At 60.4% G+C, this 25,441-nt stretch carries 19 protein-coding genes; 9 read left to right on the top strand and 10 right to left on the bottom strand.

The genetic code is table 11. The features are described 5' to 3' along the window. Nucleotides 1–25: 25 nt before the first annotated feature. The gene (yjgA, locus tag ACPF7Z_RS02010) at nucleotides 26–535 is read left to right on the top strand and encodes a ribosome biogenesis factor YjgA (RefSeq protein ID WP_425191483.1); all 510 of its coding nucleotides are present in this window, start codon (nucleotides 26–28) and stop codon (nucleotides 533–535) included. Nucleotides 536–762: 227 nt separating this feature from the next. On the opposite strand, the gene tldD is transcribed toward yjgA, so the two are convergent. From tldD to ACPF7Z_RS01975, 7 genes are all read right to left on the bottom strand, one after another. Next, nucleotides 763–2,217, bottom strand: coding sequence for a metalloprotease TldD (tldD, locus tag ACPF7Z_RS02005; protein WP_425191482.1), 1,455 nt, complete (start codon nucleotides 2,215–2,217; stop codon nucleotides 763–765). Beyond that, nucleotides 2,214–6,077: a YhdP family protein gene (locus ACPF7Z_RS02000; protein WP_425191481.1), complete on the bottom strand. Its 3,864-nt coding sequence runs from the start codon at nucleotides 6,075–6,077 to the stop codon at nucleotides 2,214–2,216. The genes tldD and ACPF7Z_RS02000 overlap by 4 nt, the downstream gene beginning before the upstream one ends. 4 nt (nucleotides 6,078–6,081) lie before the next feature. Next, complete coding sequence (gene rng / locus ACPF7Z_RS01995) at nucleotides 6,082–7,545, bottom strand: ribonuclease G (protein ID WP_425191480.1); 1,464 nt, start codon at nucleotides 7,543–7,545, stop codon at nucleotides 6,082–6,084. 82 nt (nucleotides 7,546–7,627) lie between these two features. After that, nucleotides 7,628–8,212, bottom strand: coding sequence for a Maf family protein (locus ACPF7Z_RS01990; RefSeq protein ID WP_425191479.1), 585 nt, complete (start codon nucleotides 8,210–8,212; stop codon nucleotides 7,628–7,630). Then, nucleotides 8,212–8,700 carry a rod shape-determining protein MreD gene (gene mreD / locus ACPF7Z_RS01985; RefSeq protein WP_425191478.1) on the bottom strand — a complete coding sequence of 163 codons (489 nt, stop codon included), beginning with the start codon at nucleotides 8,698–8,700 and terminating at the stop codon, nucleotides 8,212–8,214. Before mreD ends, ACPF7Z_RS01990 begins: the two co-directional genes overlap by 1 nt. Beyond that, complete coding sequence (gene mreC / locus ACPF7Z_RS01980) at nucleotides 8,697–9,608, bottom strand: rod shape-determining protein MreC (protein ID WP_425191555.1); 912 nt, start codon at nucleotides 9,606–9,608, stop codon at nucleotides 8,697–8,699. The genes mreD and mreC overlap by 4 nt, the downstream gene beginning before the upstream one ends. Nucleotides 9,609–9,666: 58 nt before the next feature. After that, a complete protein-coding gene (locus ACPF7Z_RS01975; RefSeq protein WP_425191477.1) occupies nucleotides 9,667–10,704 on the bottom strand; it encodes a rod shape-determining protein in 1,038 nt (345 codons plus the stop codon). Nucleotides 10,705–10,870: 166 nt separating this feature from the next. Here ACPF7Z_RS01975 and gatC point away from each other — a divergent pair, with 166 nt between their 5' ends. From gatC to ACPF7Z_RS01940, 7 genes are all read left to right on the top strand, one after another. Next, nucleotides 10,871–11,158, top strand: coding sequence for an Asp-tRNA(Asn)/Glu-tRNA(Gln) amidotransferase subunit GatC (gene gatC / locus ACPF7Z_RS01970; protein ID WP_425191476.1), 288 nt, complete (start codon nucleotides 10,871–10,873; stop codon nucleotides 11,156–11,158). Nucleotides 11,159–11,233: 75 nt separating this feature from the next. Continuing rightward, complete coding sequence (gene gatA / locus ACPF7Z_RS01965; RefSeq protein ID WP_425191475.1) at nucleotides 11,234–12,694, top strand: Asp-tRNA(Asn)/Glu-tRNA(Gln) amidotransferase subunit GatA; 1,461 nt, start codon at nucleotides 11,234–11,236, stop codon at nucleotides 12,692–12,694. Beyond that, entirely contained in the window at nucleotides 12,694–14,145 is a 1,452-nt protein-coding gene (gene gatB, locus ACPF7Z_RS01960) for an Asp-tRNA(Asn)/Glu-tRNA(Gln) amidotransferase subunit GatB (protein WP_425191474.1), read from the top strand. Before gatA ends, gatB begins: the two co-directional genes overlap by 1 nt. 21 nt (nucleotides 14,146–14,166) lie before the next feature. Next, nucleotides 14,167–14,718: a cupin domain-containing protein gene (locus tag ACPF7Z_RS01955; protein WP_425191473.1), complete on the top strand. Its 552-nt coding sequence runs from the start codon at nucleotides 14,167–14,169 to the stop codon at nucleotides 14,716–14,718. Nucleotides 14,719–14,866: 148 nt separating this feature from the next. After that, the gene (locus ACPF7Z_RS01950) at nucleotides 14,867–16,321 is read left to right on the top strand and encodes a Na+/H+ antiporter NhaC family protein (protein WP_425191472.1); all 1,455 of its coding nucleotides are present in this window, start codon (nucleotides 14,867–14,869) and stop codon (nucleotides 16,319–16,321) included. A 10-nt stretch (nucleotides 16,322–16,331) separates the two neighbouring features. Further along, a complete protein-coding gene (locus ACPF7Z_RS01945; protein WP_425191471.1) occupies nucleotides 16,332–17,435 on the top strand; it encodes a class II histone deacetylase in 1,104 nt (367 codons plus the stop codon). A gap of 40 nt (nucleotides 17,436–17,475) precedes the next feature. Beyond that, nucleotides 17,476–18,267, top strand: coding sequence for a helix-turn-helix transcriptional regulator (locus tag ACPF7Z_RS01940; RefSeq protein WP_425191470.1), 792 nt, complete (start codon nucleotides 17,476–17,478; stop codon nucleotides 18,265–18,267). 57 nt (nucleotides 18,268–18,324) lie between these two features. Here the strand turns inward: ACPF7Z_RS01940 and ACPF7Z_RS01935 are convergent, their stop codons facing one another. The 3 genes from ACPF7Z_RS01935 to ACPF7Z_RS01925 form a co-directional block, all read right to left on the bottom strand. Beyond that, nucleotides 18,325–20,046 (bottom strand): endo-1,4-beta-xylanase, encoded by a 1,722-nt coding sequence (locus ACPF7Z_RS01935; protein WP_425191469.1) that lies wholly within the window; start codon nucleotides 20,044–20,046, stop codon nucleotides 18,325–18,327. Between the two features lie 224 nt (nucleotides 20,047–20,270). Continuing rightward, nucleotides 20,271–21,770: an aldehyde dehydrogenase gene (locus ACPF7Z_RS01930; protein ID WP_425191468.1), complete on the bottom strand. Its 1,500-nt coding sequence runs from the start codon at nucleotides 21,768–21,770 to the stop codon at nucleotides 20,271–20,273. Then, entirely contained in the window at nucleotides 21,767–23,155 is a 1,389-nt protein-coding gene (locus ACPF7Z_RS01925) for an aspartate aminotransferase family protein (RefSeq protein ID WP_425191467.1), read from the bottom strand. The genes ACPF7Z_RS01930 and ACPF7Z_RS01925 overlap by 4 nt, the downstream gene beginning before the upstream one ends. Before the next feature lie 282 nt (nucleotides 23,156–23,437). On the opposite strand from ACPF7Z_RS01925, the gene ACPF7Z_RS01920 reads away from it, so the two are divergent. Then, on the top strand, nucleotides 23,438–25,390 hold the full coding sequence (locus ACPF7Z_RS01920; protein ID WP_425191466.1) for a Na+/H+ antiporter NhaC family protein: 1,953 nt from the start codon (nucleotides 23,438–23,440) through the stop codon (nucleotides 25,388–25,390). Nucleotides 25,391–25,441 lie beyond the last annotated feature (51 nt).

The raw sequence follows: 25,441 nt of genomic DNA, 5'->3' as shown, positions 1-25,441 counted from the left end.
ACCTCCTAATGCTGATGGTAATGGCATGTCATTCGAATCACCCGCCGATTCCCAGAATCGGCCAAGCAAGACCCAACGCAAGCAGGAAATGCAGGCTCTGCAGGCCCTGGGCGAACAGATCATCGCCTTGTCCGAAGCGCAGCGGGCACGCTTACCGCTGTCCGACGACCTTTTGGCGGCCGTCGAGGAAACCTCACGTATTCGCTCTCATGAAGGGCGGCGCCGGCATATGCAATACATCGGCAAGCTCATGCGCCGTGAGGATATCGACGGCATCCAGGACGCCTTCGACGAGTTCGAACGTGAAAAACTGCGTCGTGACCATGCGTTTCACCGTCTGGAAAAATGGCGCGATGGACTCATCGATGATGACACCAACGAGACCCTCGAGACCTTTATCGCCGAGTACCCCGATGTCGACCGCCAGACGCTGCGTCAGCTGATCCGCAATGCTCGCAGTGAACGTCAGCGCGGCAAGCCGCCGACCAATTCGCGCAAGCTGTTCAAGCTGATCCGCGACACCGCCGGCATGTAAGGACCATCCACGATCTGCTGCGCGTCGGCCATACATCGTTAAATTCGGTCTCGTGCGCGAGTCCGATCAAAATGCTCATTTACTAAAGCACTTATCCCACCTCAAGGAAGCGTTGCGAGCGACGACGAGGCTAGGCGGCGGCGAAGGAGCAAGCGCAGTTGACTGGTGTCAATGAGCATTGCGAGTTCGACGCCAACAACGCCTCGTCGAGCGCAGCCGCTTCATACTCAAGACTGGGTGCCGCCGACAGTCAGCTCATCCAACTTCAAGGTCGGCTGACCGACCCCCACCGGCACGCCCTGTCCTTCCTTGCCGCACACCCCGATGCCGGTATCCAGCGCCATGTCGTGACCAATCATCGAGACGCGCCCCATCGCCTCCGGGCCGTTACCGATCAGGGTGGCGCCCTTGACCGGCGCGGTGATGCGTCCGTCCTCGATCATGTACGCTTCGCTGGCCGAGAACACGAACTTGCCGGAGGTGATGTCGACCTGACCGCCACCGAAACTCACCGCATAGAGCCCACGCTTGACGCTCTTGACGATGTCCTCCGGCTCGTCCTGCCCCGCCAGCATGTAGGTATTGGTCATGCGCGGCATCGGCATGTGCGCATAGGATTCGCGCCGCGCATTGCCCGTCGGCGCCATGCTCATCAAGCGTGCGTTCAGCTTGTCCTGCATGTAGCCGACCAGGATGCCGTCCTCGATCAAGGGGGTATACGCCCCGGGGGTGCCTTCGTCGTCGATGGTCATTGAACCGCGGCGGTCCGCCAGGGTGGCGTCATCGACCACGGTCACCCCGGGGGAGGCCACGCGCTGTCCCATGCGCCCGGCGAACGCGGAACTCTGCTTACGGTTGAAGTCACCTTCGAGGCCGTGCCCGACCGCTTCATGCAGCAGAATGCCCGGCCAGCCCGATCCCAGCACCACCGGCATCTGGCCAGCCGGCGCATCCACGGCTTCGAGATTCACCAGCGCCTGACGTACCGCCTCCTTGGCGAAGCGTTCGGCGACATTCTCATCGCGTAGGCGTGCCATGGCGTAACGCCCACCACCACCGGCACTGCCGCGCTCACGCCGCCCGTTCTTGGCCGCGATCACACTGACGTTGAAGCGCACCAAGGGGCGAATGTCCGCCGCCAGAGTACCGTCACTGGCGCGCACCAGCACGACTTCATGAACCCCGGTGAGCGAGGCGGTGACCTGGGAAACGGCAGGATCTGCCGCCCGAGCGACACGATCCGCCTGCTTGAGTAGCGCGATCTTGTCTTCTGCGCTTAGCCCAGACAGCGGATCGACGCCTGCATAGCGCAGCGGCGCACCACGACTATGCACCGGCTGATTGGTCAGGCGAGCACCGCTGCGCGCGATGCCCGAGGCAGTGCGCCCGGTCTCGGCCAGGGCTTCGGCGGTAATCTGATTGGAATAGGCAAAGCCGGTCTTCTCGCCTGCCAGGGCACGCACCCCGACGCCACCGTCGATATTGTAGCTGGCGTCCTTGACTTCACCATCCTCGAGCACCCAGCTCTCGTGCCAACTACGTTGAAAGTAGAGGTCCGCGTAGTCGATGCCCGCCCCTAATGCGTGATCCAGACCGGGATCGAGCGATGCGGCATCAAGCCCGCCCGGCGACAACAGTATGGCAATGGCCTCGTCGAGAGGCGCTTGAGTCGATTGCGTCATTCGGCATTTTCCACGGTGATTCGCGGCGAGGCCCAAGGCCCCTGCACGCGGTAATAGATTCGCGTGACCCTATCGAGCCAGCCGCCAAAGAGCTTGTCGGCCAGAAACAGAGCACCGCCGATATAGGGAGCCCCCACCAGTACCGCCGCCAGGGGCAGGTTCTGGCTGATCGGAACGGTCACACCCAGCGACAGATCCAACTGGCGCTGCATGAGGTTCACGCTACCATCGAGACTGAATTGGGTGGAGGGGCCATCGATTTCAACGGGCCCTCGGGTTTCCAAGCGTCCATCGTACAGGGTCGCCCCCCCTTGCACACTGTCAAAGGCGGTGCCACGCCCGGTCACATCGCTGAAATCCAGGCGCAAACGGCGCAACAGGTTATCGACATTGAGAAGGCCAATGAGCTTCGCCGAGGAAGAATCCAGCGTCAGGAAGCGGCCATCCCGCAGTGTGGAATCGATGCTCCCGCGAGAGCGCTCCAGAGCGAACTGCCAGGGCGCACCCGGCCAGGCCAGCTGCGTCTGAACGTCGGTTTCTGTGCTACGCAGCGCTACCGGTTGATCGAGCGCCTCGAACAGGGTGCCAATATCGCCGCCACTCAAGGCAATGCGTGAACGCGTGAGACTTGCCTGGGGGCCTGCGGCTTCCCAGGTAACGTCACCATCCACTTGCACCTCACCTAGCGTTGAGGTCAGCGGCGCCACACGCAAGCGCTGCGACGATGCCTCCCAACTGGCAGCCAGAGAGCCTAATCGGCGCCCCTCATGCAGGATATTGTCTATAGAGACCTTACCATCGGGCAACAGGTTCAATCCGCTCGGAAATGTCTCGGTCTCGGGCGTCGTGACAATCTCGCTGGACAGGTCGGCGGGCTCGGCGGCAGGCGCGTTTTCATCGATCAGGCCGTCCAGGGTCAGGCGCGACAAGGAGAGAGATAGCGGCTGTGATTGGCCCGGCTGGAAGTCACCGCGACCCTCGACCAGGCTACCGCCTAAATCGAATCGCCAACCTTGCTGACGCGGCTCGAGCGCTGCCTGTAGAGAGCCCAGGCAGCGTTGTTCCAGACGCAGGCATTGGGTGTCGATGCGCACACTGCTCAGCGAGGGCATGTCCGCACCCGACGCTCTTTCCGTCGTATCACCGAAGGAGCCCAGACCAGACAGTGCTTCTTGCCACTGCGTGATAGCGATACGCGGTGTCTGCCAGACAAATTCCCAGCCGTTGCCGTTAGGCCATCGAGGGGCCTCGGGCCAGCGCTCGAGCCAGACCTGACCCTGGCCTTGCCTCTGGTCTCCTTGTTGTCCGAGACGGCGCCAGCGTAGACGCAGCCGCTCGGCCAGATCCACACTGAAGCGCTGAGTCGGAATCGACTCGATGTTCAAGGGCACGCGCTCGTCCAAATTCTTGCCGAAGGGCGCGGGCAAATGAATCCCCAGCCCTACGAGTTCGCTGTCCAGCGTAAGCCTTGGTTGTTCACCCTCCAGATTCAACTGCGCGGAATACGGAAAGTAGCCGCTCATCAAGCTTTCCAGCTCGCTCAAGTCAGCCCAGGCCAATAGGCCCCGCGCCAGGGCACGTCCTTCGAGCGTAACCCCCTCGCCCCCCACATCGAAGTCGGCCAGCAAAGGCCCATCGAAGGCACGAGCACCGAGCGTTCCTGTGAGGAAATCTTCATCGGCGACATGGCGGTAATGCAGATCACCATTGAGGTTATACAGGGGAAGGTCGATCTCGGAGAAAATCAGCCTCGGCACATCGGCCCGAGCCGTGACATCCAACCTCAGGGCATCGGTATCTTCCAGGGGTACGGCAAGATCCAATTGACCGCTGACCGTGCCGTCACTGCGCCAACTGGCGAAGGCCTCGGCCCCTTCGATCGGGCTGGCCCCCAGAAAATCGAGCAGTGCCTGGGACGATCCATTGATTGGGGCTTGCACGCTCAATTGCTCATTTTCAAGGGCAACCTCGGCGCCTTCACTGACCAGACCATGGGTTTCGGCGTGAGCAACCGATGCCTGGAGATTCTCGTTGTGCAGCGTCAGCTCACCGCTGACATTCTCCAGCGCCGGCCATTCGGGATCGTAAGGCAGCCGTCCCTGCTCGATTTGCAGCGCAAGACGCAATTCGCCATCGAAGGGTTCGTCGTCATCGGGCGTCTGCCGATTCATATCTTCCAGATCGCCGTCCAGGGTCTGCTTGAGATAGAAGCTGCCGGTGGGCACGCGTCCGGCAATACCCCCGGATAGCCATTCGCGCAGCTCCGGGTCGAGCACCTTGACCGGCAGCCATGCCATCAAGGGCGTGTCGATCGCGTTCACATTCTGCAGGTCGAGACTCAGTTCCAGCTCGGGCGGTGCCTGACGAGGTGAAACGAAACGAAAACCCCCTTTCACTTTGGCATCACGCCAGGTCAATGTCAGGTCTTCGCCACCCAGGCTCAGCGTGCCGTCGTCGAATGCCAAGTCGACCTCGCCTCGCGCCTCTGAAAGCTCGAGCGGAGCGGCAAACACCTCCGGAAAGGCCAGGGTCATGCCGGTTTGTCCCGCGAAACGCACGCTACCGCGACCATCGCTTACTTGCACCCAGGCATCGAGAGGGCCACCCCCGGGGGCGCCTTGCCAGGGTGACAACGCCACATCCTGTAGCGCTGCCCGTGCCTGCCAGTTGCCTTCGCGTCGTGCCAGTTCCAGCCCGGCGACCTGGCCGCTGGGCTCAAGGGTGGCAAGGGTCTGGCCGAGTGATTTGGAAAGTGGCAGCCGTTCCAGCCAGCGTGCCAGGAGACCGAGATCGAAAGGCGCACTGCGCAACTGCCAACTGCCATTGTCACCCTCAACATGCAAACGCTCGGGTAACGGAGAAGCCCCCCCCTGATCATCGGTCATGGACAAGGCGTTGATCCAGGCTTGCCAACTGTCTCGTTCACCCCGTAGCCACTGGGCCCTGGCAGAGATATCGTTGAGCACCAGCGTCTGGGTATCACCGTTGAGCGCCAACCGATCGATGTTCAGGCTGGCGCGTGCATCTTCCAGACGCCCCTCATGCCAGCGCCCCCAGGCCGTCGCCTGACCATCGATCTGACCCAGGTGGGCGTCTTGTTGTCGTGTCAGCAATGCCCCCAGACGCGACATCACGCCAAGATCGGCTCGGGCCTGCAGGGCAGCGTTGAAATCCGCCCACTCGGTCTGCCCCGGCAGCACCTCCAGCACCGCCTCGATGGCATTTTTCTTCTCACCTTCGACGAACAGCTTCCCCTCCACATGGGCGCGTTTGCCATCCCCGGTCATGAGCAGACGCGGCGCCGTCAACGTCAGGGTGTCATCGATACCATGCAGCACTAATCGGAGATTCTCCACGATCGCTTGCTGGCGCAACATAATACCGACGACCTCGTCCAGGGTCCGAATATCAAAGCCGGGCTCTGGCACGAGTTCTTCGGGAAGTTCGGCAGGATCAGGCCATTTCCAGCGACCGTTTGCATCTTGATAAAGGTGCACCGTCGCCGTCTCGATGCGGGCGCCATCGAGAACTGGATACCCGGCGCGCAGCGTGGCCAGCGTATCAAGGCGCGCTCTAATATGCTCGATTTCCATCAGCGGCAGCGGTTCCGCACGCCGGAAGGATGTCAGCTGCAGATCGTCGATCGCCAGCAGTGGGTCGATTCCTTGAAACGCGCCCTGAAGCTCCCGAGTCTCCAGCCTGGCATTGAACTGATTCGTGAGTTGCTCATTCAACTCGTCGCGCAGCACATCGATCTGATCGATCGCCAGGCGCAGCCCAGTCAGCAACAAGGCCAGCACAAGCAATCCCAGAGCGATCAGGGTCAATGCCCAGCGCAAGGCGATGCGGTACGGGCTCATAACACTACATCAGCACGATGTCGTACTGCTCCTGGGAATAATGGGTCTCGACCTGAAAGCGGATGGTCTTGCCGATGAAGATTTCCAGATCCGCCACGGCGGAAGATTCCTCGTCGACCAGACGATCGACAACGGCCTGGGAGGCCAGCACCATATAGGTATCCGGACTGTAGGCGCGTTCCTCGCGCATGATCTCGCGGAAAATCTCGTAGCACACGGTTTCCGGGGTCTTCAGGGTGCCGCGTCCCTGACAGGTCGGGCAGGGTTCGCACAGGGTCTGCTCGAGGCTCTCCCGGGTGCGCTTGCGCGTCAACTGAACCAGTCCCAGTTCGGTGACACCGGTCAGCTTGTTCTTGGCGTGATCACGCTCGAGGGATTTCTCGAGCACCCGCAACACCTGGCGCTGGTGCTCGAGGTCTTCCATATCGATGAAATCGATAATGATGATGCCGCCCAGATTGCGCAGCCTGAGCTGGCGCGCAATGGCGGTAGCGGCCTCGAGATTGGTCTTGAAGATGGTCTCTTCGAGATTACGGTGCCCGACATAGCCGCCGGTATTCACATCGATGGTGGTCATCGCCTCCGTGGGATCGATCACCAGGTAGCCCCCGGACTTGAGCTGCACCTTGCGCCCCAGGGCCTTGAGTATCTCATCCTCGACACTGAACAGATCGAAGATCGGTCGCTCACCCGGATAGTACTCGATACGCTCGGCCATGCCGGGCATGAACTCGTCGGCAAACTCCTTGAGCTTATGGAAGTTCTCCCGAGAGTCGATGCGTATCTTCTCGATATCGTCACGCATCAGATCGCGCAGGGTGCGAATGAACAAGGGGAGATCATCGTAGATGCAGCTAGGCGCAGGGGCCTCGAGACGGCGCTCACAGACCTTGCGCCACAAGCGCAACAGAAACTGCATATCCATATGGAGCTCATCCCGGCTCACCCCTTCGGCGGCGGTACGGATGATGAATCCCCCCGGCGCCTGGGTATCGAGTTCAGCAAGACACTCTTCGACCAGCGTACGCAGTCGTTCGCGCTCGCCTTCGTCTTCGATACGCTGGGAGACGCCGGTATGCGATGCCTCGGACATGTAGACAAGATAGCGGGACGGTACCGACAGATGGGTCGTCAAGCGCGCGCCCTTGGAAGCGATGGGATCCTTGGTCACCTGAACCACCAGAGGCTGGCCTTCCTGCAGCAATTGGCTGATCGAGACCTGTTCATCGCTGGGGGTATGGGGAGGCAGGACTTCCTGGACATGAATGAACGCCGCCCGGTCCAGACCGATATCGATGAACGCCGCTTGCATGCCCGGCAGCACCCTGGCCACTTTGCCCTTGTAAATATTGCCGACGATGCCCCGGCGTCGGCTACGCTCGATGAACGCTTCTTGCAGTACGCCATTCTCGACCACTGCCACGCGCGTTTCCATCGGCGTCAGGTTGATCAGTACTTCACCACTCATGCGCGGATCCTTATCGCTGAGGCATGAAACGATTATGACATAGCCCCGGCGCTTTAGAATGACGAATCGGGCCAGGTAGGCATCACCAGCAGGTAACGCCCTGACGCTGCAACAGTTGCGCCGTTTCGAACAAGGGCAATCCGACCACCGCCGAATAGCTGCCCTCGAGATGGGAGACAAAGATGGCGGCACGCCCTTGAATGGCGTAACCCCCTGCCTTGTCGAGGGGCTCACCGGTGGCCCAATACGCATCGATTTCATCTGGCGTGATGCTGCGCAGGCTCACCCGGGTTCTCACGCAGACGTCGAGTAGGCCCTGCTCGCCGCTGACCGCTACCGCCGTCATCACCTCATGAGACCGCCCCGATAACGCCGCCAGCATTTCCCGAGCATGGTCACGATCATGGGGTTTACCCAGAATTCGACCATCGAACACGACAGCAGTGTCCGATCCCAATGTCGGCAGGCGAGTACCGGCGGCGCCCGCCTGCGCCTTGGCCCGGGCCAGGCGCAGGACATAATCGACGGCGGGCTCGTCCGGCAACGGCGTCTCATCGATATCCACTGGCATCGCGTCGGCCACCAGGCCGATCGAGGCCAGCAATTCACGCCGGCGCGGTGACGCAGAGGCCAGGCGAAGCCTGGGCGCCTGATCCAGAATGGCCATCAAAGGCCTCCTAATCGACGCCGCAACGCCTGTAACATGGTAAACAGCCAAGGCCACAACACGGCGCCGATCAGGGCCGATAGTAAAAAGGCCAGGTTGATGGAAAACGGCCCGAACATGGTGCGTAGCCATTGTTCGACCAGCTGCGCGATGCCCAGCAGCACCAGTACCAGCACCGCCTGCTGAACCAACGAGTAGGCGCGCATGCGCTGATAGACCAGCAGGGCGAGGTAGGCCAGGAGCGCTAACACCAGTGCATTTTGCCCCAAAGGTGAGCCCTCGATCAGATCCAGCAACAATCCGAGTATGAAGCCATGGATAATCCCTACCCGCTGGGGGGCCGCCACACACCAGTAGATCAACATCAACCCAAGCCATTCAGGACGCCAAACCAGCCAGGCATCGGGTAGCGGCATGACCTGCAGGCATAGCGCCAGCAACAGCGTCAGCCAGATCAGTAACATTGTGCGTAGCGACCCCTTGATCATGGGGCCTCCGAAGAAGGGATATCGAACCAGGCTTCACCACCGCCGACGAGGATGGCAGCTTCGAGAGCACTTTGTGACACTTCGGTCGGCGGCGGCGGAAACAGCAACAGAAAATGACGTGAACGCTCAGGCTGGGAAATGGGCTTGGCCGACACCTGAGCGAAGGGTTCGCCTGGATCGTGAATCACCTCGGTGACGCGGGCCACCGGGTACCCTTCGGGAAAGCGCCCCGCGAGCCCTGACGTCACCAGTAGATCGCCTTCACGAATATCCGCGGTATCAGGGACGTGTATCACCAGGAGGTGATCGTAGCTCCCTGTCCCCTGAACGATGAAGCGCAAGCCGTTACGGTTGATCTGAACCGGGACTGCATGACTGGCATCCGCCAGCATCAGTACCCGGCTAGTATAGGCGGAGACCGACATGACCTGGCCGATCAACCCCGAGGCGTCCATGACCGGCTGTCCCCGATAGGCCCCATCGACACGACCGCGATCGATGACCATCTGGTGGGTGAAAGGATCGGAATCCAGTGACAACAGTTGAGCCGTGACATAGGGAATGTCATCGCGTTGGGCGGCATCGAGCAATTCACGCAGCCTGACGTTTTCCGCCGCAAGACTCGCCATGCGTTGAACTCGACGGGAAAGTTTGAGCAGTTGCTCGCGTAACTGACGATTTTCATCGATCAGATTGCGCTGATCGGAAAGCACCAACGAGCCCCAGGACAAGGCATCGCTCGGCAGGCTGACCGCCCACTGCACCGGTGCCACGATTGTCGTCAGGTGCGCGCGCAATTCTGTCATTCGCGGCAAACGCTGCTCGGCGAACATCAGTGCAAAGGCCAGGACGGCGCACAGCAGCATGCGGTAACCCGATGCAGGTCCCTGCGAGAATAGCGGTTTGATAGACCTTCCTCCCGCCGGCCGACAGGCACGGAACGACGCGCGTCCGTGCCTGCGGAAATCAGTCGCTGGATACCAGTTCGAAGGTCTCGCGATCGATCATCTCGAGCGCCTTGCCACCGCCACGAGCCACACAGGTCAAGGGGTCTTCGGCAACGATGACCGGCAACCCGGTTTCCTCGGCGATGAGCTTGTCGATATCGCGCAGCAACGCCCCGCCCCCTGTCAGTACCAGACCACGCTCGGCGATATCCGACGCCAGCTCCGGTGGTGACTGCTCCAGAGCACTCTTGATGGCGGAGACAATCGATGCCAGTGGGTCCTGAAGGGCATCGAGAATCTCGTGGGAATTGAGAGTGAAGCTACGCGGAATGCCCTCGGCCAGGTTGCGACCGCGCACATCGATCTCGCGCAGCTCACCACCGGGATAGGCACAACCGATCTCCTCCTTGATGCGTTCTGCCGTGGCTTCACCGATCAGGCTGCCATAGTGGCGGCGTACGTAGGCGGTGATCGCTTCGTCGAAGCGGTCGCCACCGATACGAATCGATTCGGAGTAGACTACGCCATTAAGAGAAATGATCGCGATCTCTGAGGTCCCCCCACCGATGTCGACGACCATGGAACCCTGGGCTTCTTCGACGGGCAAACCTGCGCCGATCGCTGCCGCCATGGGCTCCTCGATCAAGAACACCTCGCGCGCACCGGCCCCTTCAGCAGACTCCTTGATGGCGCGACGCTCCACTTGGGTCGACATGCAGGGTACACAGACCAGTACGCGGGGGCTCGGCGTCAAGAAGGTGCTTTGATGAACCTTGCGAATGAAGTGCTGCAGCATCTGCTCGGTCACGGTAAAATCAGCAATCACGCCATCCTTCATGGGGCGAATCGCAGTGATGTTACCCGGCGTACGGCCCAGCATCCGCTTGGCATCCATACCCACGGCGGCCACTGCACGCGTACTGCCTGATTGGCGAATGGCCACCACCGACGGTTCATCCAGAACGATGCCGCGGCCGCGTACGTAAATCAACGTGTTGGCGGTTCCTAGATCGATCGATAGATCGCTCGAGAACAGCCCCCTTAAGCGTTTAAACATGAAAGTGTTTCACCTAGTCAACCGGAGCCCCTGTGCTGGCGCAAACGTTATCATCGCGGGGGGAGCGCGGCAAGCAAGGAGTTATGGTACCTTTTGCCCCTATTTCATTATATTAGTCATCTTACCCGGTGGGTGTAGATGCTCATGAATTCAACAGGAAACTGATATGGCACTTGAACTCGAAGACGTGAAGCGTGCGGCCCATCTCGCTCGTCTCGGCCTCGACGACGCAGAGGCCGCCAGCTACGTGGATGATCTGAGCCGCATTTTGGACATGGCCGATCGCTTGCAGGTCATCGATACCCAGCATGTCGCGCCGATGGCTCACTCTCTGGATACGACCCAGCGTCTTCGTGCCGACGAAGTGACCGAGCCCAATCAGCGAGAGCTTTTCCAGCGCTGCGCCCCTGCTACCGAGGATGGACTCTACCTCGTTCCCCGGGTCGTCGAGTGAACCCACACTGATATCTGTGTCAGCGACATCGCCCAGTCGTAGGCTATTTACAGCGCTAAAAGAGCTATTCATTACATGCATGACAAGACGCTTACCGAGCTTGCCTCGGGATTGTCCACCGGCGACTTCTCCAGTCGCGAATTGACCGAACACTTCCTCGCGCGCATTCAGCGCCTGGATGGTGAACTCAACAGCTTCATCACCGTGACCACCGAGCAGGCCCTGGCCAGCGCCGACGCTGCCGATGCGGCCCGCCATCAGGGCAGTGTCGGCCCCTTGAGCGGGTTGCCCCTGGCCTTGAAGGATCTGTTCTGTACCCGAGGCGTACGTACCAGCTGCGGTTCGCGGATGCTGGATAATTTCATATCGCCCTACGATGCCACCCTGGTTGAAAAACTTGCCGCCGCCGGTACCGTGAGCCTGGGCAAGACCAACATGGATGAGTTCGCCATGGGCTCGTCCAACGAGAATAGCTACTACGGACCGGTAAAGAACCCCTGGGATCTGAGTGCGGTGCCCGGCGGCAGTTCCGGCGGTAGTGCCGCCGCGGTCGCCGCAGGACTGGTGCCGGCGGCACTGGGCACCGACACCGGCGGCTCGATTCGCCAGCCCGCCGCCTTCTGCGGCATTACCGGTCTCAAACCCACCTATGGGCGGGTCTCCCGTTATGGCATGGTGGCCTATGCCTCGAGTCTCGATCAGGCCGGCCCGATGGCACGCAGTGCCGAGGATTGCGCCCTGCTTCTTGGGACTATCGCCGGACATGACCCCCGGGATTCCACCAGCGTGGTTCGCGGTGTGCCGGATTATCGAGCCGAACTGAATGCCTCGCTGTCGGGATTACGCATCGGCCTGCCCAAGGAGTACTTCGGCGAGGGTCTCGATCCGGAGGTGGAAACCGCGGTACGCGAAGCGATCAAGGTTTACGAGTCCTTGGGCGCCAGCGTGCAAGAGGTCAGCCTGCCGCATACCAATCTGGCCATTCCCGCCTATTACGTCATCGCCCCGGCGGAAGCGTCATCGAACCTGGCACGCTTCGACGGCGTGCGTTTCGGTCATCGTTGCGAGAACCCCTCAGATCTCATCGATCTTTACAAACGCTCCCGGGCCGAGGGCTTCGGTACCGAGGTCAAGCGGCGTATCCTCATGGGCACTCATACATTATCCGAAGGCTTTTTCGACGCCTATTACAAGAAGGCGCAGCAGGTCCGCCGTTTGATTCGTCAGGATTTCCTCGATGTCTTCGAAGAGGTCGATGTACTGATGGGACCGGCGGCACCTACCCCCGCCTTCGATCTGGGCGCCAACAAGGACCCGCTCTCGATGTACCTGCAGGATATCTACACCATCGCCATCAATCTGGCCGGCATCCCTGGCATCAGCGTACCTGCTGGCTTCGTCGACCAGCGCCCTACCGGACTGCAGATTCTAGGTCCACATTTTTCCGAGCAGCACCTGCTCAACGTGGCCCACCAGTTCCAGCAGGCCACCGACTGGCATTGCCGCCGTCCGGCCTTTGGCGAGGAGAACCGCTGATGCAATGGGAAACCGTGATCGGGCTGGAAGTCCACGTGCAGCTTTCCACCCAGTCGAAGATCTTTTCCGGGGCCTCTACCGCCTTCGGTGCCGACCCCAATACCCAGGCCTGCGCCGTCGATCTGGGCCTGCCCGGCGTCTTGCCGGTACTCAACGAAAGCGCGGTGGCCATGGCGATTCAATTCGGCCTGGGCATCAACGCCGAGATCCCTGAAGTTTCCATCTTCGATCGCAAGAACTACTTCTATCCCGACCTGCCCAAAGGCTATCAGACCAGTCAGATGTATCACCCCATCGTCGGGCCGGGCGAGGTCGAGATTGCACTGGACGACGGCAGCACCAAGCGTATTCGCGTGCACCATGCGCACCTGGAAGAGGATGCCGGCAAGTCGTTGCACGAGGACTACCACGGCATGACCGGCGTCGATCTCAATCGGGCCGGCACTCCTTTGCTGGAAATCGTCTCCGAGCCGGACATGCGCTCGGCGAAGGAGGCGGTGGCCTATCTCCGAGCCATTCATGCCATCGTGACTTACCTGAGAATATCCGATGGAAACATGGCCGAAGGCTCGATGCGCTGCGACGTCAACGTCTCGGTGCGACCTCAGGGTCAGGCCGCCTTTGGTACCCGTGCCGAGATCAAGAACGTCAACTCGTTCCGCTTTGTCGAACGCGCCATCGCCTTCGAGGTGGAGCGTCAGATCGAGCTGATCGAAGATGGGGGCCAGGTGGTACAGGAGACCCGGCTTTACGATCCCGACGAGGACGAGACCCGGAGCATGCGCACCAAGGAAGAAGCCAACGACTATCGTTACTTCCCGTGCCCGGATCTGTTACCGGTGATGCTCGACAAGGCCTACATCGATCATCTGCGCAGCACCCTGCCGGAACTTCCCGCGAATAAACGCGCCCGTTTCGAGAACGAGCTGGGATTATCGACCTACGATGCCGGCGTGCTGTCCTCGAGTCGCCCCATGGCCGAGTATTTCGAAGCGGTCAAGGCAGTGTGCGGCGACGCCAAGCTGGCCGCCAACTGGGTGCAAGGCGAACTCTCGGGTCAACTCAATCGGGAAAACCTGGGCATCACCGACAGCCCGGTCAGTGCCGAGCAGCTTGGCGGCCTGGTACTTCGCGTCCGGGACGAGACCATCAACGGCAAGGCGGCCAAGCAGGTCTTCGCTGCCCTGTGGAATGGCGAAGGTGATAATGCCGATGCGGTCATCGAGGCCAAGGGGCTCAAGCAAGTCACGGACACCGGCGCCATCGAGGCGATGATCGATCAGGTGATTGCCGACAGCCCGGTACAGGTCGCCCAGTACCGTGAAGCCGAACAGGACAAACGTGGCAAGATGATCAGTTATTTCGTCGGCCAGGTCATGAAGGCCTCGCGAGGCACCGCCAATCCGCAACAGGTCAATACGCTACTCAAGCAAAAGCTCGACCAAGCCTAAGGATTACAACAAGGAGCATTGATGTCGGACAACGTCGGCGCCCGCCTGCGCGCTCTGCGCACATTGCGAGGCATTTCTCAGCGCGAACTGGCCAAGCGTTGCGGTGTTACGCATTCCAGCCTGTCGTTGATCGAGCAGAACAAGGTCAGCCCCTCGGTCAGCTCGTTAAAGAAGATTCTCGACGCCATCCCCATTGGCGTCGGTGATTTCTTCACCATGGAGCTGGAGAATACCGACCAGGTGTTTTATCGCACCGACGAACTGCCGAACATCGGCAGCGGCGACGTGATCTATCATCTGGTCGGCGCCAATCGGGAAAATCGCGCGCTCTCCTTCATGATCGAGACCTATGCCGCCGGCGCGGATACCGGCCGCGAGATGATCGCCCATCGCGGCGAGGAAGCCGGTGCGGTGCTGGAAGGTGAGATCGAAATCACCATCGGTGCCGACACCCGGGTGCTCGGCCCGGGCGAGGCCTACTACTTCAACACCAACATACCGCACCGTTTCCGCAACGTCGGCAAGGTACCCTGTCGGCTGGTCAGTTGCACGACGCCAGCCCGAACATTCTGAGAATCCCGACCCCGGCTGGTACCGTCGCGCTTATGCGGTGCATTCCGGAGAAGGGATCTCGAGTGCGCCGGCCTATCCCCTTGGGGACAATGCGCTCACTGATTGAAGGGTGATACCAATACCTCCACAACTATAAAGGAGGTATCCCATGCCCCGTTATGTCCAGACACTTGCGAGTCAGGCTCCCTTCCATCGTACAACGCAGTTTGGCCTTCTATACCTCGGGCTGGTGCTGGTCGCCAGCCTCAGCGGCTACATGCTGATCGACGACGATCAGTATGGCCTTTTCAGCCTGCTGCCGACCACGGTGGTGATCAGCATGGCGCTGTTGACCCATCGCACACTCGAGGCCTTGCTGGCCGGAGCCCTGAGCGGCTTCATCATGGTCTCGCCCGCCACCGCGGTGCAGGACATGGCGGCCAGCGGCATGGCCGTGATGCAGGACCCTACCATGGGCTGGATCATCCTGGTCTGCGGCCTGCTCGGCAGTCTGATCGGCCTGTTGCAATTCGCTCGCGGCACCGAAGCCTTCAGCAACGCCTCGGGCCGCTATCTGAAGACACGACGCAGCGCCCTGCTGGGCAGCGTCGGCCTGGGAATCCTGATCTTCATCGACGACTATCTCAATGCCATGACGGTCTCCGCAGCCATGAAGCGTCTGATCGACAAACTCAAGATCTCACGCTCTATGCTGGCCTATATCGTCGATTCCACCGCGGCCCCGATCTGTCTGCTGATTCCCTTCTCGACCTGGGCCATCTATCTGTCGGGGCTTCTAGAGAGCCACGAGGTCGCCGAGACGGGGCAGGGTTTCAGCTACTATCTCACACTGATTCCCTATCTCTTCTATCCCTGGGTGGCGCTGGCCATGGTAACCCTGGTGGCTGCCGGCCTGATCCCGCTCCTGGGCAAGATGAAGCAGGCCGAACGAGGCAGCGAGGAACGTACTCCTGAAAGCAACGAAGAGGACAATCCCGAACAGTTCACTCAGCGCCCGGCCCGGCTGATCAACTTTCTGCTGCCGGTAGCGACCCTCATTCTGGCCACCTGGATCTTCGACATCGACGCCCTGATCGGTGTCGCCTTCGCCCTGCTATTGACGCTGGCGCTATTCGTGGCTCAGGACATGGCGCCGCTCAACCGCCTGTTCGACGAGATCATCACCGGGCTGCAATTCATGCTGGTGCCCCTGGGTATCGTTTTCTCCGCGTTCATCCTTCAGGACATCAACGAACAACTCAGCCTTGCCGATACCCTGATCGAGTGGGTGATGCCCGTCATGTCCGGCAAGTGGCTACCGGCCGTGACCTTCCTGGTACTGGCTGGCCTCGCTTTTGCCACCGGTTCCTTCTGGGGCATCTATGCCATCGCCTTTCCCATCGTGGTACCCCTGGCGCTCGCCACGGACGCCTCCTTGCCCCTGGCGCTGGGCGCCATGATTTCCGCCGGCGCCTTCGGTTCTCATGCCTGCTTCTTCGGCGACTCCACGGTACTCAGTGCCCGCGGTTGCAACATAACCCCGCTGCAGCACGCCTTGACCCAGCTGCCCTATGTACTGATCGCCGCCGTCATCAGCACCTTGCTGTTCATCGTCCTAGCCTGAGGATACCGTCATGCGCCATACTGGATTCGCCTTTCATGAGCACTGCCTCTGGCACGATACCGGCCCCTGCTCCGTGTTCGACAGACCCGGTGCATTCGTTCAGCCGGCACCGGCTGCGGAGCATCCGGAAACCAAGCGTCGTTTGCGCAACCTGTTGGAAATGAGCGGCCTCATCGACGAGCTGATTCCTCTTAAAGGAGCACCGGCGAGTGAACGCGATCTGCTGCGTTTTCATACCGCCGACTACCTGGAAAAGCTGGCCGAGATGAGCGAACGGGGCCATGGTGACGCTGGAGAACACGCGCCCCTGCGCAAGGACAGCTATCCTATCGCCCGGCGTTCTACCGGCCAGGCCATTGCCGCCATGGAGGCGGTACTCAGCGGTCACTGCGACAATGCCTACGCTCTCTGTCGACCACCGGGTCATCATGCCGAACGCGACCGCGGCCGGGGCTTCTGCCTGCTGGGAAACATTCCGGTGGCCATCATGACCATGATGAAGCGGCACCCGCTACGCCGGGTGGCCGTCATTGATTGGGATGTCCATCACGGCAACGGCACCCAGCAAGCCTTCTGGGATCGCGACGACGTCCTGACAATCTCCATTCATCACGACAACAACTACCCCCAGGACAGTGGCAACCACGACGAACGCGGCGTTGATGCCGGCTTCGGCTACAACCTGAATATCCCGCTGCCCGCCGGCAGCGGCATCGGCGCCTATCAGGCCACCCTTGAGAACGTGGTGATTCCAGCGCTTGAGCGATACCGCCCCGAATTGATCGTCGTGGCCTGCGGTTTCGATGCCAGCGCATTGGACCCGCTGGGCTGCATGCTGCTCAACAGCCGCAGCTATGCCCAAATGACCCAGGCGCTGATGCAGGCCGCTGAACGGCTTTGCAACGGTCGACTGGTCATGATCCACGAAGGGGGCTATTCAGAAGGCTATGTGCCTTTCTGTGGGCATGCCGTGATCCAGACCCTTTGCGGAAGCCAGATCGAGGCCGTCGATCCCATGAACAACGAGATCGCCCGCTGGGGACAACAATCCCTGCAGGATCACCAACGCCTTTGGATCGAACAGGCGGCGGCGTTGGTAAGATCGATTCGTTGAGTTAAGGTCGAGACTTCTCTGCCTCACCAGCGAATCATGAATGAGCGATCCACAGCGTCCTGCCATCCCTCCCGACAGTCTAGCGCCGGTCGCCAGGCTGGCAGGCCAGATTCGCTCTCCGGACTTTCTTGCCGGCCTGGGGCAAATGCTCGAGGCCTATTTTCCTGACATCAGTCATGCCGCCTTTCATTTTTCTGCCTACGGTCGACCCACGCTGCTCGAGCACAACCTGGATGACACCCTCTTCCAGCGGACGCTGAGACCCTATCTTGATGGAATGTATCTGCTCGATCCGATGTTCCAGCACTGGGAGCAGCGGCGCATGCCGGGCGTCTGGTCGTTGGACGAGCTCGCTCCCAGCGAATTCCGCGCCAGCGACTACTTTGCCACCTATTACCGGGAACTGGGGCTGCATGACGAGGCCAGCGCCTTCTTCACCCTGGGGGATACCGAGTGCCTGTCGCTTTCCTTCGGCTTCTATCAGCGCAACAGGACGCTGGAACCAACCTATCTACTCGCCATCCTGACGTATCTCTTTCCATTGCTCGACGCCTTGATTCGCCAGTTCTGGCTCGTCAGCAGCCTTCACCTATCGGCCCAGGAGGAGGCCCCCTCCCTGCTTCAGGATTTCGGCAAGGACGTACTCAGCGAAAGGGAGCGGGAAGTCGCCTGGCTGATCCTTCGCGGCCATGGCTCACCGGAGATCGCCCAGGAACTCGGCATCACCCAGGGTACCGTGAAGAACCACCGCAAGCGTCTCTATGCCCGGCTCAATATCAGCAGCCAGGCAGAACTGTTTCGGCAATTCATGCTGTTTCAGCAGCGGAAGTAGTCAAGGCAAATTGTTTCAGTAATGTCGTGCGAAGCTCTACCGCTGCTCGCACGAACGTTACTCCTTCAAAGCCTTACGCAGACTGAAATAGGCAGGCTTGGGCTGGTGCTCGGCATCGAAGATCAGGCCGTTGCCGAAGCCATCCGCGTCCCACCACTCCTGCAGCGATGAATAGCGATCGGTGAAGCCCCACATCGAGAAGGCGGTGAAGGCAGGCTTGTCCAGAGCCAGTTCGAGAATCGAGCGGTAGTAGTCCGCCTGCTGCTGCAAACGCTCCTTGGAATCGTCCTCCTGCAAGTTCACGTCCATTTCCGAGATACGCACCTCGAGGCCCAGGTCGATGAAACGCTGCACGTTGTCGCGAAACACCGAGGCCTCGACAGGTTGATAATCATCCGTCATGTCCTCGTGCATCTGAAAGCCGATGCCGTGCAGGGGCACACCTTGAGCGAGCAGCGACTTCGCCAGTGCGTACATGGCGTCGGACTTGGGCCCAGGATACTCCAGAGCATAATCGTTGATGTAGAGCTTGGCCTCGGGGTCGGCCCGGTGCGCCTCTTCCAGCGCGAAAGCAATATAGTCCTCGCCCATGACCTGATACCAGGGCGAACCGGTGCGAAGCTCCGCGCCAAAGGGCTCGAAGGGCTCGTTCACCACATCCCAGGATTGAATGCGCCCCTTGTAGCGCCCCACTACCATGGCGATATGTTCGGCAAGGATGTCACGGATGCGCGCATCGCCATGATCCTGCTCGGTCACCCAACGTGGCAAGGCTTCCTTCCAGGCCAGGGTGTGTCCGTGTATCGCCATATCGTTGGCTTCGGCGAAATCGACGATGGCATCCGCGTCGGCAAAGGCATAGCGATCGGGTCGCGGATGGATGAACTGGAATTTCATGGCGTTTTCCGGGGTCACCATATTGAATTCCCGGGCCAGAATGCGCGCATATTCCTGGTCACTGAGCAGTGGGATTGCGGCTACCGCGGTACCGATGTAAAGCTGCGGATGGTTTTTTTCGGCCAGACGGCGCAAGGATTGCCCACCCGAGTCTTGACGGGAGGAAGCTGAGGCGATGCCGGGTTGCGATACTTCCTCCTCGGCGTTGAACACCGGCATATCATTGTCCGCAACGGTGACCTGGGACCGATTATCGAGCGCCCGGGCCGTCAGCGTCTGCAGCAGGTATTCGCCACCCTCTTCGGCGGAGGCACCGAACCACAGCGATCCCGAGTCAAATAGCCCCGGATCGTCGATGAGGGCGACGGTCTCATCATTGATCTGAACGCTGAACCTTTCGCCGATGCGTGCCAGGCCCAGCTCGATTGCCTGACTCGCTGCGCCAGTAGGCAGGGAATAGACGTGGCGCTCCGGCTCGTCGATACCGTCCTGCAACTCGACGATCAGACTGTCCCCTTCCAGGCCCAGAGTCACCGCGCGCCCTTCCTGACGCCACTCGTCCTGAGTCAGAGGCAATTCACCGTAAACCGTCAGATAGGCCCCACCCGCCGTGGCAGACGGGCGCGAGACTCGGGCGGACAAGGCAAAATCACCCTTGACGCGCAACACCGGCCCACGCAGATTGATGGGCGGATTGGCGACCGGCGTCTGATCCTCCGCATCGTCCGTGGGCACGATGGCACGCCCCAGCCCTTCGATGCGTACACCGTCACCGACCGTCTCGGCGCCCGCCAGATGCGTCCAGTCCTGATCGAGCAACTCGATCTTGTCGCTACCGTTCACGCAGCCGGCACCCAGCAACAGCACGGCGCCAAGGGCCAATCCCCTCCATCCACACGTCGACCCGAGGCCTCTTTCCTCATGCGCTCTTGCTCTCATAATGTCATCCAGCAGTAAAACCTGGGTCGATACTAGCCCTTGACGAGGGATCGCCACGCCTGAGTTCTTCCATTAAAAAGCCGGTCGTGAACCTTTAAGGTTCATGACCGGCAAGAATGAAAAGACTCAACCCTGGTCGGTAGCCTGCCGCCTTGGATGCCACCGCGTCAGGTTGCCAGTGTCATCCACACGGTCTTGAGTTCGGAATACTCCTCCAGGGAGTGATGGGACTTGTCGCGACCGTTGCCGGATTGCTTGACGCCGCCGAACGGCACCGTCTGATCGCCACCGGCCCAGTTATTGACGAACACCTGCCCCGAATGCAGCCGACGGGAAACCCGCATGATGCGATCGATATCCTGGCTCCAGAGCCCGGCGGCCAGACCATAGTCGCTGTCGTTGGCCATCGCCACGGCCTCTTCCTCGCTGTCGAAGCCGAACACCGCCAGTACCGGACCGAAGATCTCTTCCCGGCCGATGGTCATCTGATCCGTCACACCATCGAACACCGTGGGCGCCACGAACAGACCGCCGTCGATGGGGCTCACCGCCTCGCCGCCCGTACGCAGATGCGCGCCTTCTTCCACGCCCTGGCGGATGTAGTCGAGAATGCGCTTGTGCTGAATCTCGTCGACGATCGCCCCCATAAAGCTATCGGGATTCAAGGGATCGCCGGGCTGCATGTTTTCGGCGTGGGCCAGCACGCGCTCGACGAACTCCTCGCGGATCGAATTCTCGACCAGCAGCCGCGAACCGGCGATACACACCTCGCCCTGGTTGTGGAAGATTGCCGCGGCGGCATTGCTGGCCACCGCATCGAGATCCTTGCAGTCGGCGAAGACGATGTTCGGGCTCTTGCCGCCGCACTCCAGATAGACACGCTTCAAGTTTGATTGACCAGCGTACTGCATCAACTGCTTGCCAACGCCGGTCGAGCCGGTAAAGGAGAGACAATTCACGTCCATGGACAGCGCCAGCGCCTTGCCGGCGGTATGACCGAAACCGGGCAAGACCTGGAATACGCCTTCAGGAATGCCGGCCTCATGAACGAGCTGGGCCAGACGCAAAGCGGACAGCGGCGATTTCTCGGAAGGTTTCAGGATGACGCTGTTGCCGGCCGCCAGAGCCGGCCCGATCTTCCAGGCGGTCATCATCAATGGGAAGTTCCAGGGCACGATGGAGCCCACCACGCCTAGCGGCTCGCGCAGAATCAGGCCCAACGCATCTTCGCCGGTGGGGGCCACTTCACCATAGACCTTGTCGATGGATTCGGCGTTGTAGCGAATACAGCCGATGGCGCCGGCCATGTCCCCCAGTGAACTCCCCACTGGCTTGCCCATGTCCAGGGTATCGAGCAGCGCCAGCTCGTTCTTGTGCTGCTCCATGAGATCCGCCAGGCGTAGCATCACCTGCTTGCGCTGACCTGGCGCCATACGCGACCAGTCGCCTCGTTCAAACGCCTTGCGAGCATGGCGCACCGCCACCTCGACATCCGGAGCATCGCAACTGGCTATATTTGCTAGCGTCTCACCTGTAGCCGGATTGATGGTCTCGAAGGTATCGCCGCTCGCGGCATCGACGAACCGATGACCGATAAAGGCCCGGGTCTCGAAGCGCAGCGCTTTAGCCATTTCCTGCCACTGAGCATGATTCAATTGAGCACTCATGCAGTCACCTCCCGAGGGATGTGTTTATTCAGTTGCCGAGCGGTTTCATCGAGCGCTCGACGCGCCAGGGTCACCAGCTCGTCGATCTGTTCACGGGTAATGACAAGGGGTGGCGAAATCACCATGATGTCACCCACGGAACGCATCACCAGACCGCTGTTGAAGCAGATATCGCGACATAGATTGCCGGCGCTCAATGACTTGTCGAAGCGCTCACCGCTGGCTTTATCCGCCACCAGTTCGAGCGCACCGATCAACCCCAGGCTGCGAGTCTCGCCGACGATCGGATGGTCGTTCAACTCGGACCAGCGCAAGGCCAGATAAGGCCCGAGATCGTCGCGCACCCTGTCGACGACGCCTTCCGCTTCCATCAGTTCAATGTTCTTCAAGGCCACGGCAGCACACACCGGGTGCCCGGAATAGGTAAAGCCGTGGAAGAACTCGCCCCCTTCCTCGATCAGGGTTTCGCCGACACGATCCCCCACCAGCACCGCGCCGATGGGCAGATAGCCCGAGGAGAGCCCCTTGGCGATGGGCATCAGATCCGGTTCGAGACCGTAATGCTGGCTTCCGAACCATTCGCCCAGCCGTCCGAAGCCGCAGATCACCTCGTCCGCTACCAACAGAATATCGTACTTGGCGAGCACTTCCTTGACCGCCGGCCAGTAGCTCTCCGGCGGAACGATCGCACCCCCGGCACCCTGCACCGGCTCGGCGATAAAGGCCGCCACATTCTCCTCGCCCAAGGTGAGTATCTTGTCTTCGATGGCCTGGGCGCAGAGACGACCAAACTCTTCCGGCGTGTGGTCGCGCCCTTCGCCAAACCAATAGGGCTGGCGCACGTGCTCGATGCCCGGCACCAGGGGGCCTGTCTGCTCGTGCATCGGTGCCATGCCGCCCAGGCTAAGACCCGCCACGGTGGAGCCGTGGTAGGCATTTTCCCGGGAGATGACGATGTGCTTCTCCGGCTTGCCCTTGAGCGTCCAGTAACGACGCACCATGCGCAGCACCGTATCGTTGGCCTCGGAGCCTGAACCGGTGAAGAACACCCGGTTGATGTGATCAGGCGCCAACTGACACAGCTTCTCCGCCAGCTTGACCGCCGGTGGATGGGTGGTCTTGAAGAAGTTGTTATAGAACGGCAGCTCGCGCATCTGCTGAGTCGCCGCCTCAACCAGCTCCTCACGCCCATATCCTAGATTCACGCACCACAGGCCTGCCATGCCATCGAGAATCCGGTTTCCTTCACTGTCATGAATGTAAACGCCCTCGGCGCGGGTAATGATACGGCTGCCCTCCTCACCCAATGCCTTGAAGTCGGTGAAGGGGTGCATGTGGTGGGCGCTGTCCAGACGCTGTAGATCGGCGGTGACGTGTTGGGTCATGACGAACTCCTGAAAGATAAACGTCTCGTTGTAGGTGTTATTTTTTAATCAACATATATGTCCAACATTCCATTGCCAACCCTTTTTGTTCAAACTCTTTAAAGGTAATACTAACTATTTGAATAAAATGACAAAAAATTAGTCTAATACGAAAGATAAAAACCACATTGGTAAAAAATATTTGACGCTTGCGCAGTAAAAGGCCATTTTTTATCGACGAAGATGATTTCCGTTCTCTTCACACCCAGCCAATCAAGAACAAGATCAGGAGTGGGCACGACTATGACATGGCTAAAACACCCAAAGCAGTCGCTATGGCTGCTGATGGCACTCTGGCTGATGACCACCCTGGTCCTTGCAAAGCCCGATGCTGCCCCCAGTTTCGAGTCGCCGGATGTCATTCTGCAAGGCGTGGCTTTCGACCTTTCCATCAAAGACGTCGACGAAAGCATCACCCCCCGATTGCGACTGGACGGTAGCACCGTCGAACTCAATCAAGACGACGAGGGGCAGTGGCAGGCTCAGGGACTGGTGATCGATCAGGATGTCAGTCGTCTGGAACTGATCGACAGCAATAGCCAGATACTTGTCTCTACGGAGCTCTCAGCAATTCCGGCCTGGCTGTCACTGCTGCCCGCCCTGATTGCCATCACCCTGGCGCTGGTCTTCCGTCAGGTCATCCTGGCACTGTTCGTCGGCATCCTGATGGGAGGGTGGATCCTGCATGGCATGGATATCGGAGCGCTGGCCGGCGCCTTCGGCGACTCCATCAACGTGCATGTCCTCGAAGCCGCCAGCGACCCTTCCCACATGTCCATCGTGCTGTTCTGTTTGCTCATCGGCGGTATGGTCGGGATCATTTCTCGCAATGGCGGCACCCAAGGTATCGCACAGCGCATTTCCCGGGTAATTCGCGGACGCCGTCACGCCCAAACTTCCACCGCACTACTGGGAATGGCGATCTTCTTCGACGATTACGCCAATGCATTGATCGTCGGCAACACCATGCGCACCATCACCGATAAGGTGGCGGTTTCTCGCGCCAAGTTGGCTTACATCATCGACAGCACCGCGGCGCCGGTCTCCGCTATTGCCCTGATCAGCACCTGGATCGGCTTCCAGGTGGGGCTGATCAGTGAGGCCATGACAAACATCCAGGACTGGAACGAGTCCGCCTATTCAGTGTTCGTCAATGCCCTGCCCTATAACGCTTACCCCATCCTGGCGCTGGCTTTCGTGTTCATGGTCACCTGGAGCGGTCGCGACTTCGGTCCCATGCTCAAGGCGGAGCGCCGTATGCTGAGCGAGGGGCTACAGCGTACAAAGCTAAGCAGCCGCGAAGCCATCGTAGAGGAAGCCGAGATCACCACCAAAGCCGGCATCCCCATTCGCGCCCTGAACGCGGTCCTGCCAATGCTGGTGCTGGCCGGTGTCACCTTGGGCGGCATCTATGCCACCGGGCTCGACGCCCTGGGACCGGGTGAGCATGCGTTACGCGACATCTTCGGTGAAGGAGACTCCTTCAGTGCCATGATGTGGGGGTCGCTGGCCTCCTGCGTGGTGGCAGTCATCATGACCCTGGGTCAGCGCCTGATGGGCATGACCGAAACCGGTCATTACTGGTTCGAAGGCGTCAAGTCGATGCTGTTGCCGATCACCATTTTGATGATGGCCTGGGCCTTGGCCAACGTGAACGAAGCCCTGCAGACCAGCGAGTTTCTGGTCGCCGCGCTAGGCGAAAGCCTTAACCCTGCCTGGCTGCCTGCCGTCGTGTTCGTGCTGGCGGCCTTCACCGCCTTCGCCACCGGCTCCTCCTGGGGCGTCATGGGTATCATGATGCCGTTGGTCGTGCCGCTGGCATGGGCAGTGTTGGAGATGCACGGAATGGCCGGCACTGCCGAAGGCATGCCGATTCTGTATGCCTCGGTGGCCTCGGTACTTGCCGGTGCGGTGTGGGGCGACCACTGCTCGCCGCTGGCGGACACGACACTGCTTTCCGCTCTGGCCAGCGGCTGTAATCTGGTGGACCATGTCCGCACCCAGATGCCTTACGCACTGCTCGTCGGAATCGTTGCACTGATCTCCAGCACTCTGCCGGTCGGCTATGGGATCAGCTGGTGGGTAGGCCTGGTGGTCGGCGCGGTGATACTGTTCGGCATACTGATGACCGTCGGCAAGCGTGCCCAGCCCCTCCAGCCCCAGAAAGACACGGGGGCGGCAGAGGCTGCAGACTGACTGCCTTTCTACCTTGATCCAATCAAGCAAAAACCCCGCCGTTCAGATCGA

The sequence above is a fragment of the Halomonas sp. GXIMD04776 genome, from assembly GCF_049808615.1.
Taxonomy (GTDB): domain Bacteria; phylum Pseudomonadota; class Gammaproteobacteria; order Pseudomonadales; family Halomonadaceae; genus Modicisalibacter.
This window is presented reverse-complemented; position numbering and strand designations above follow the sequence as displayed.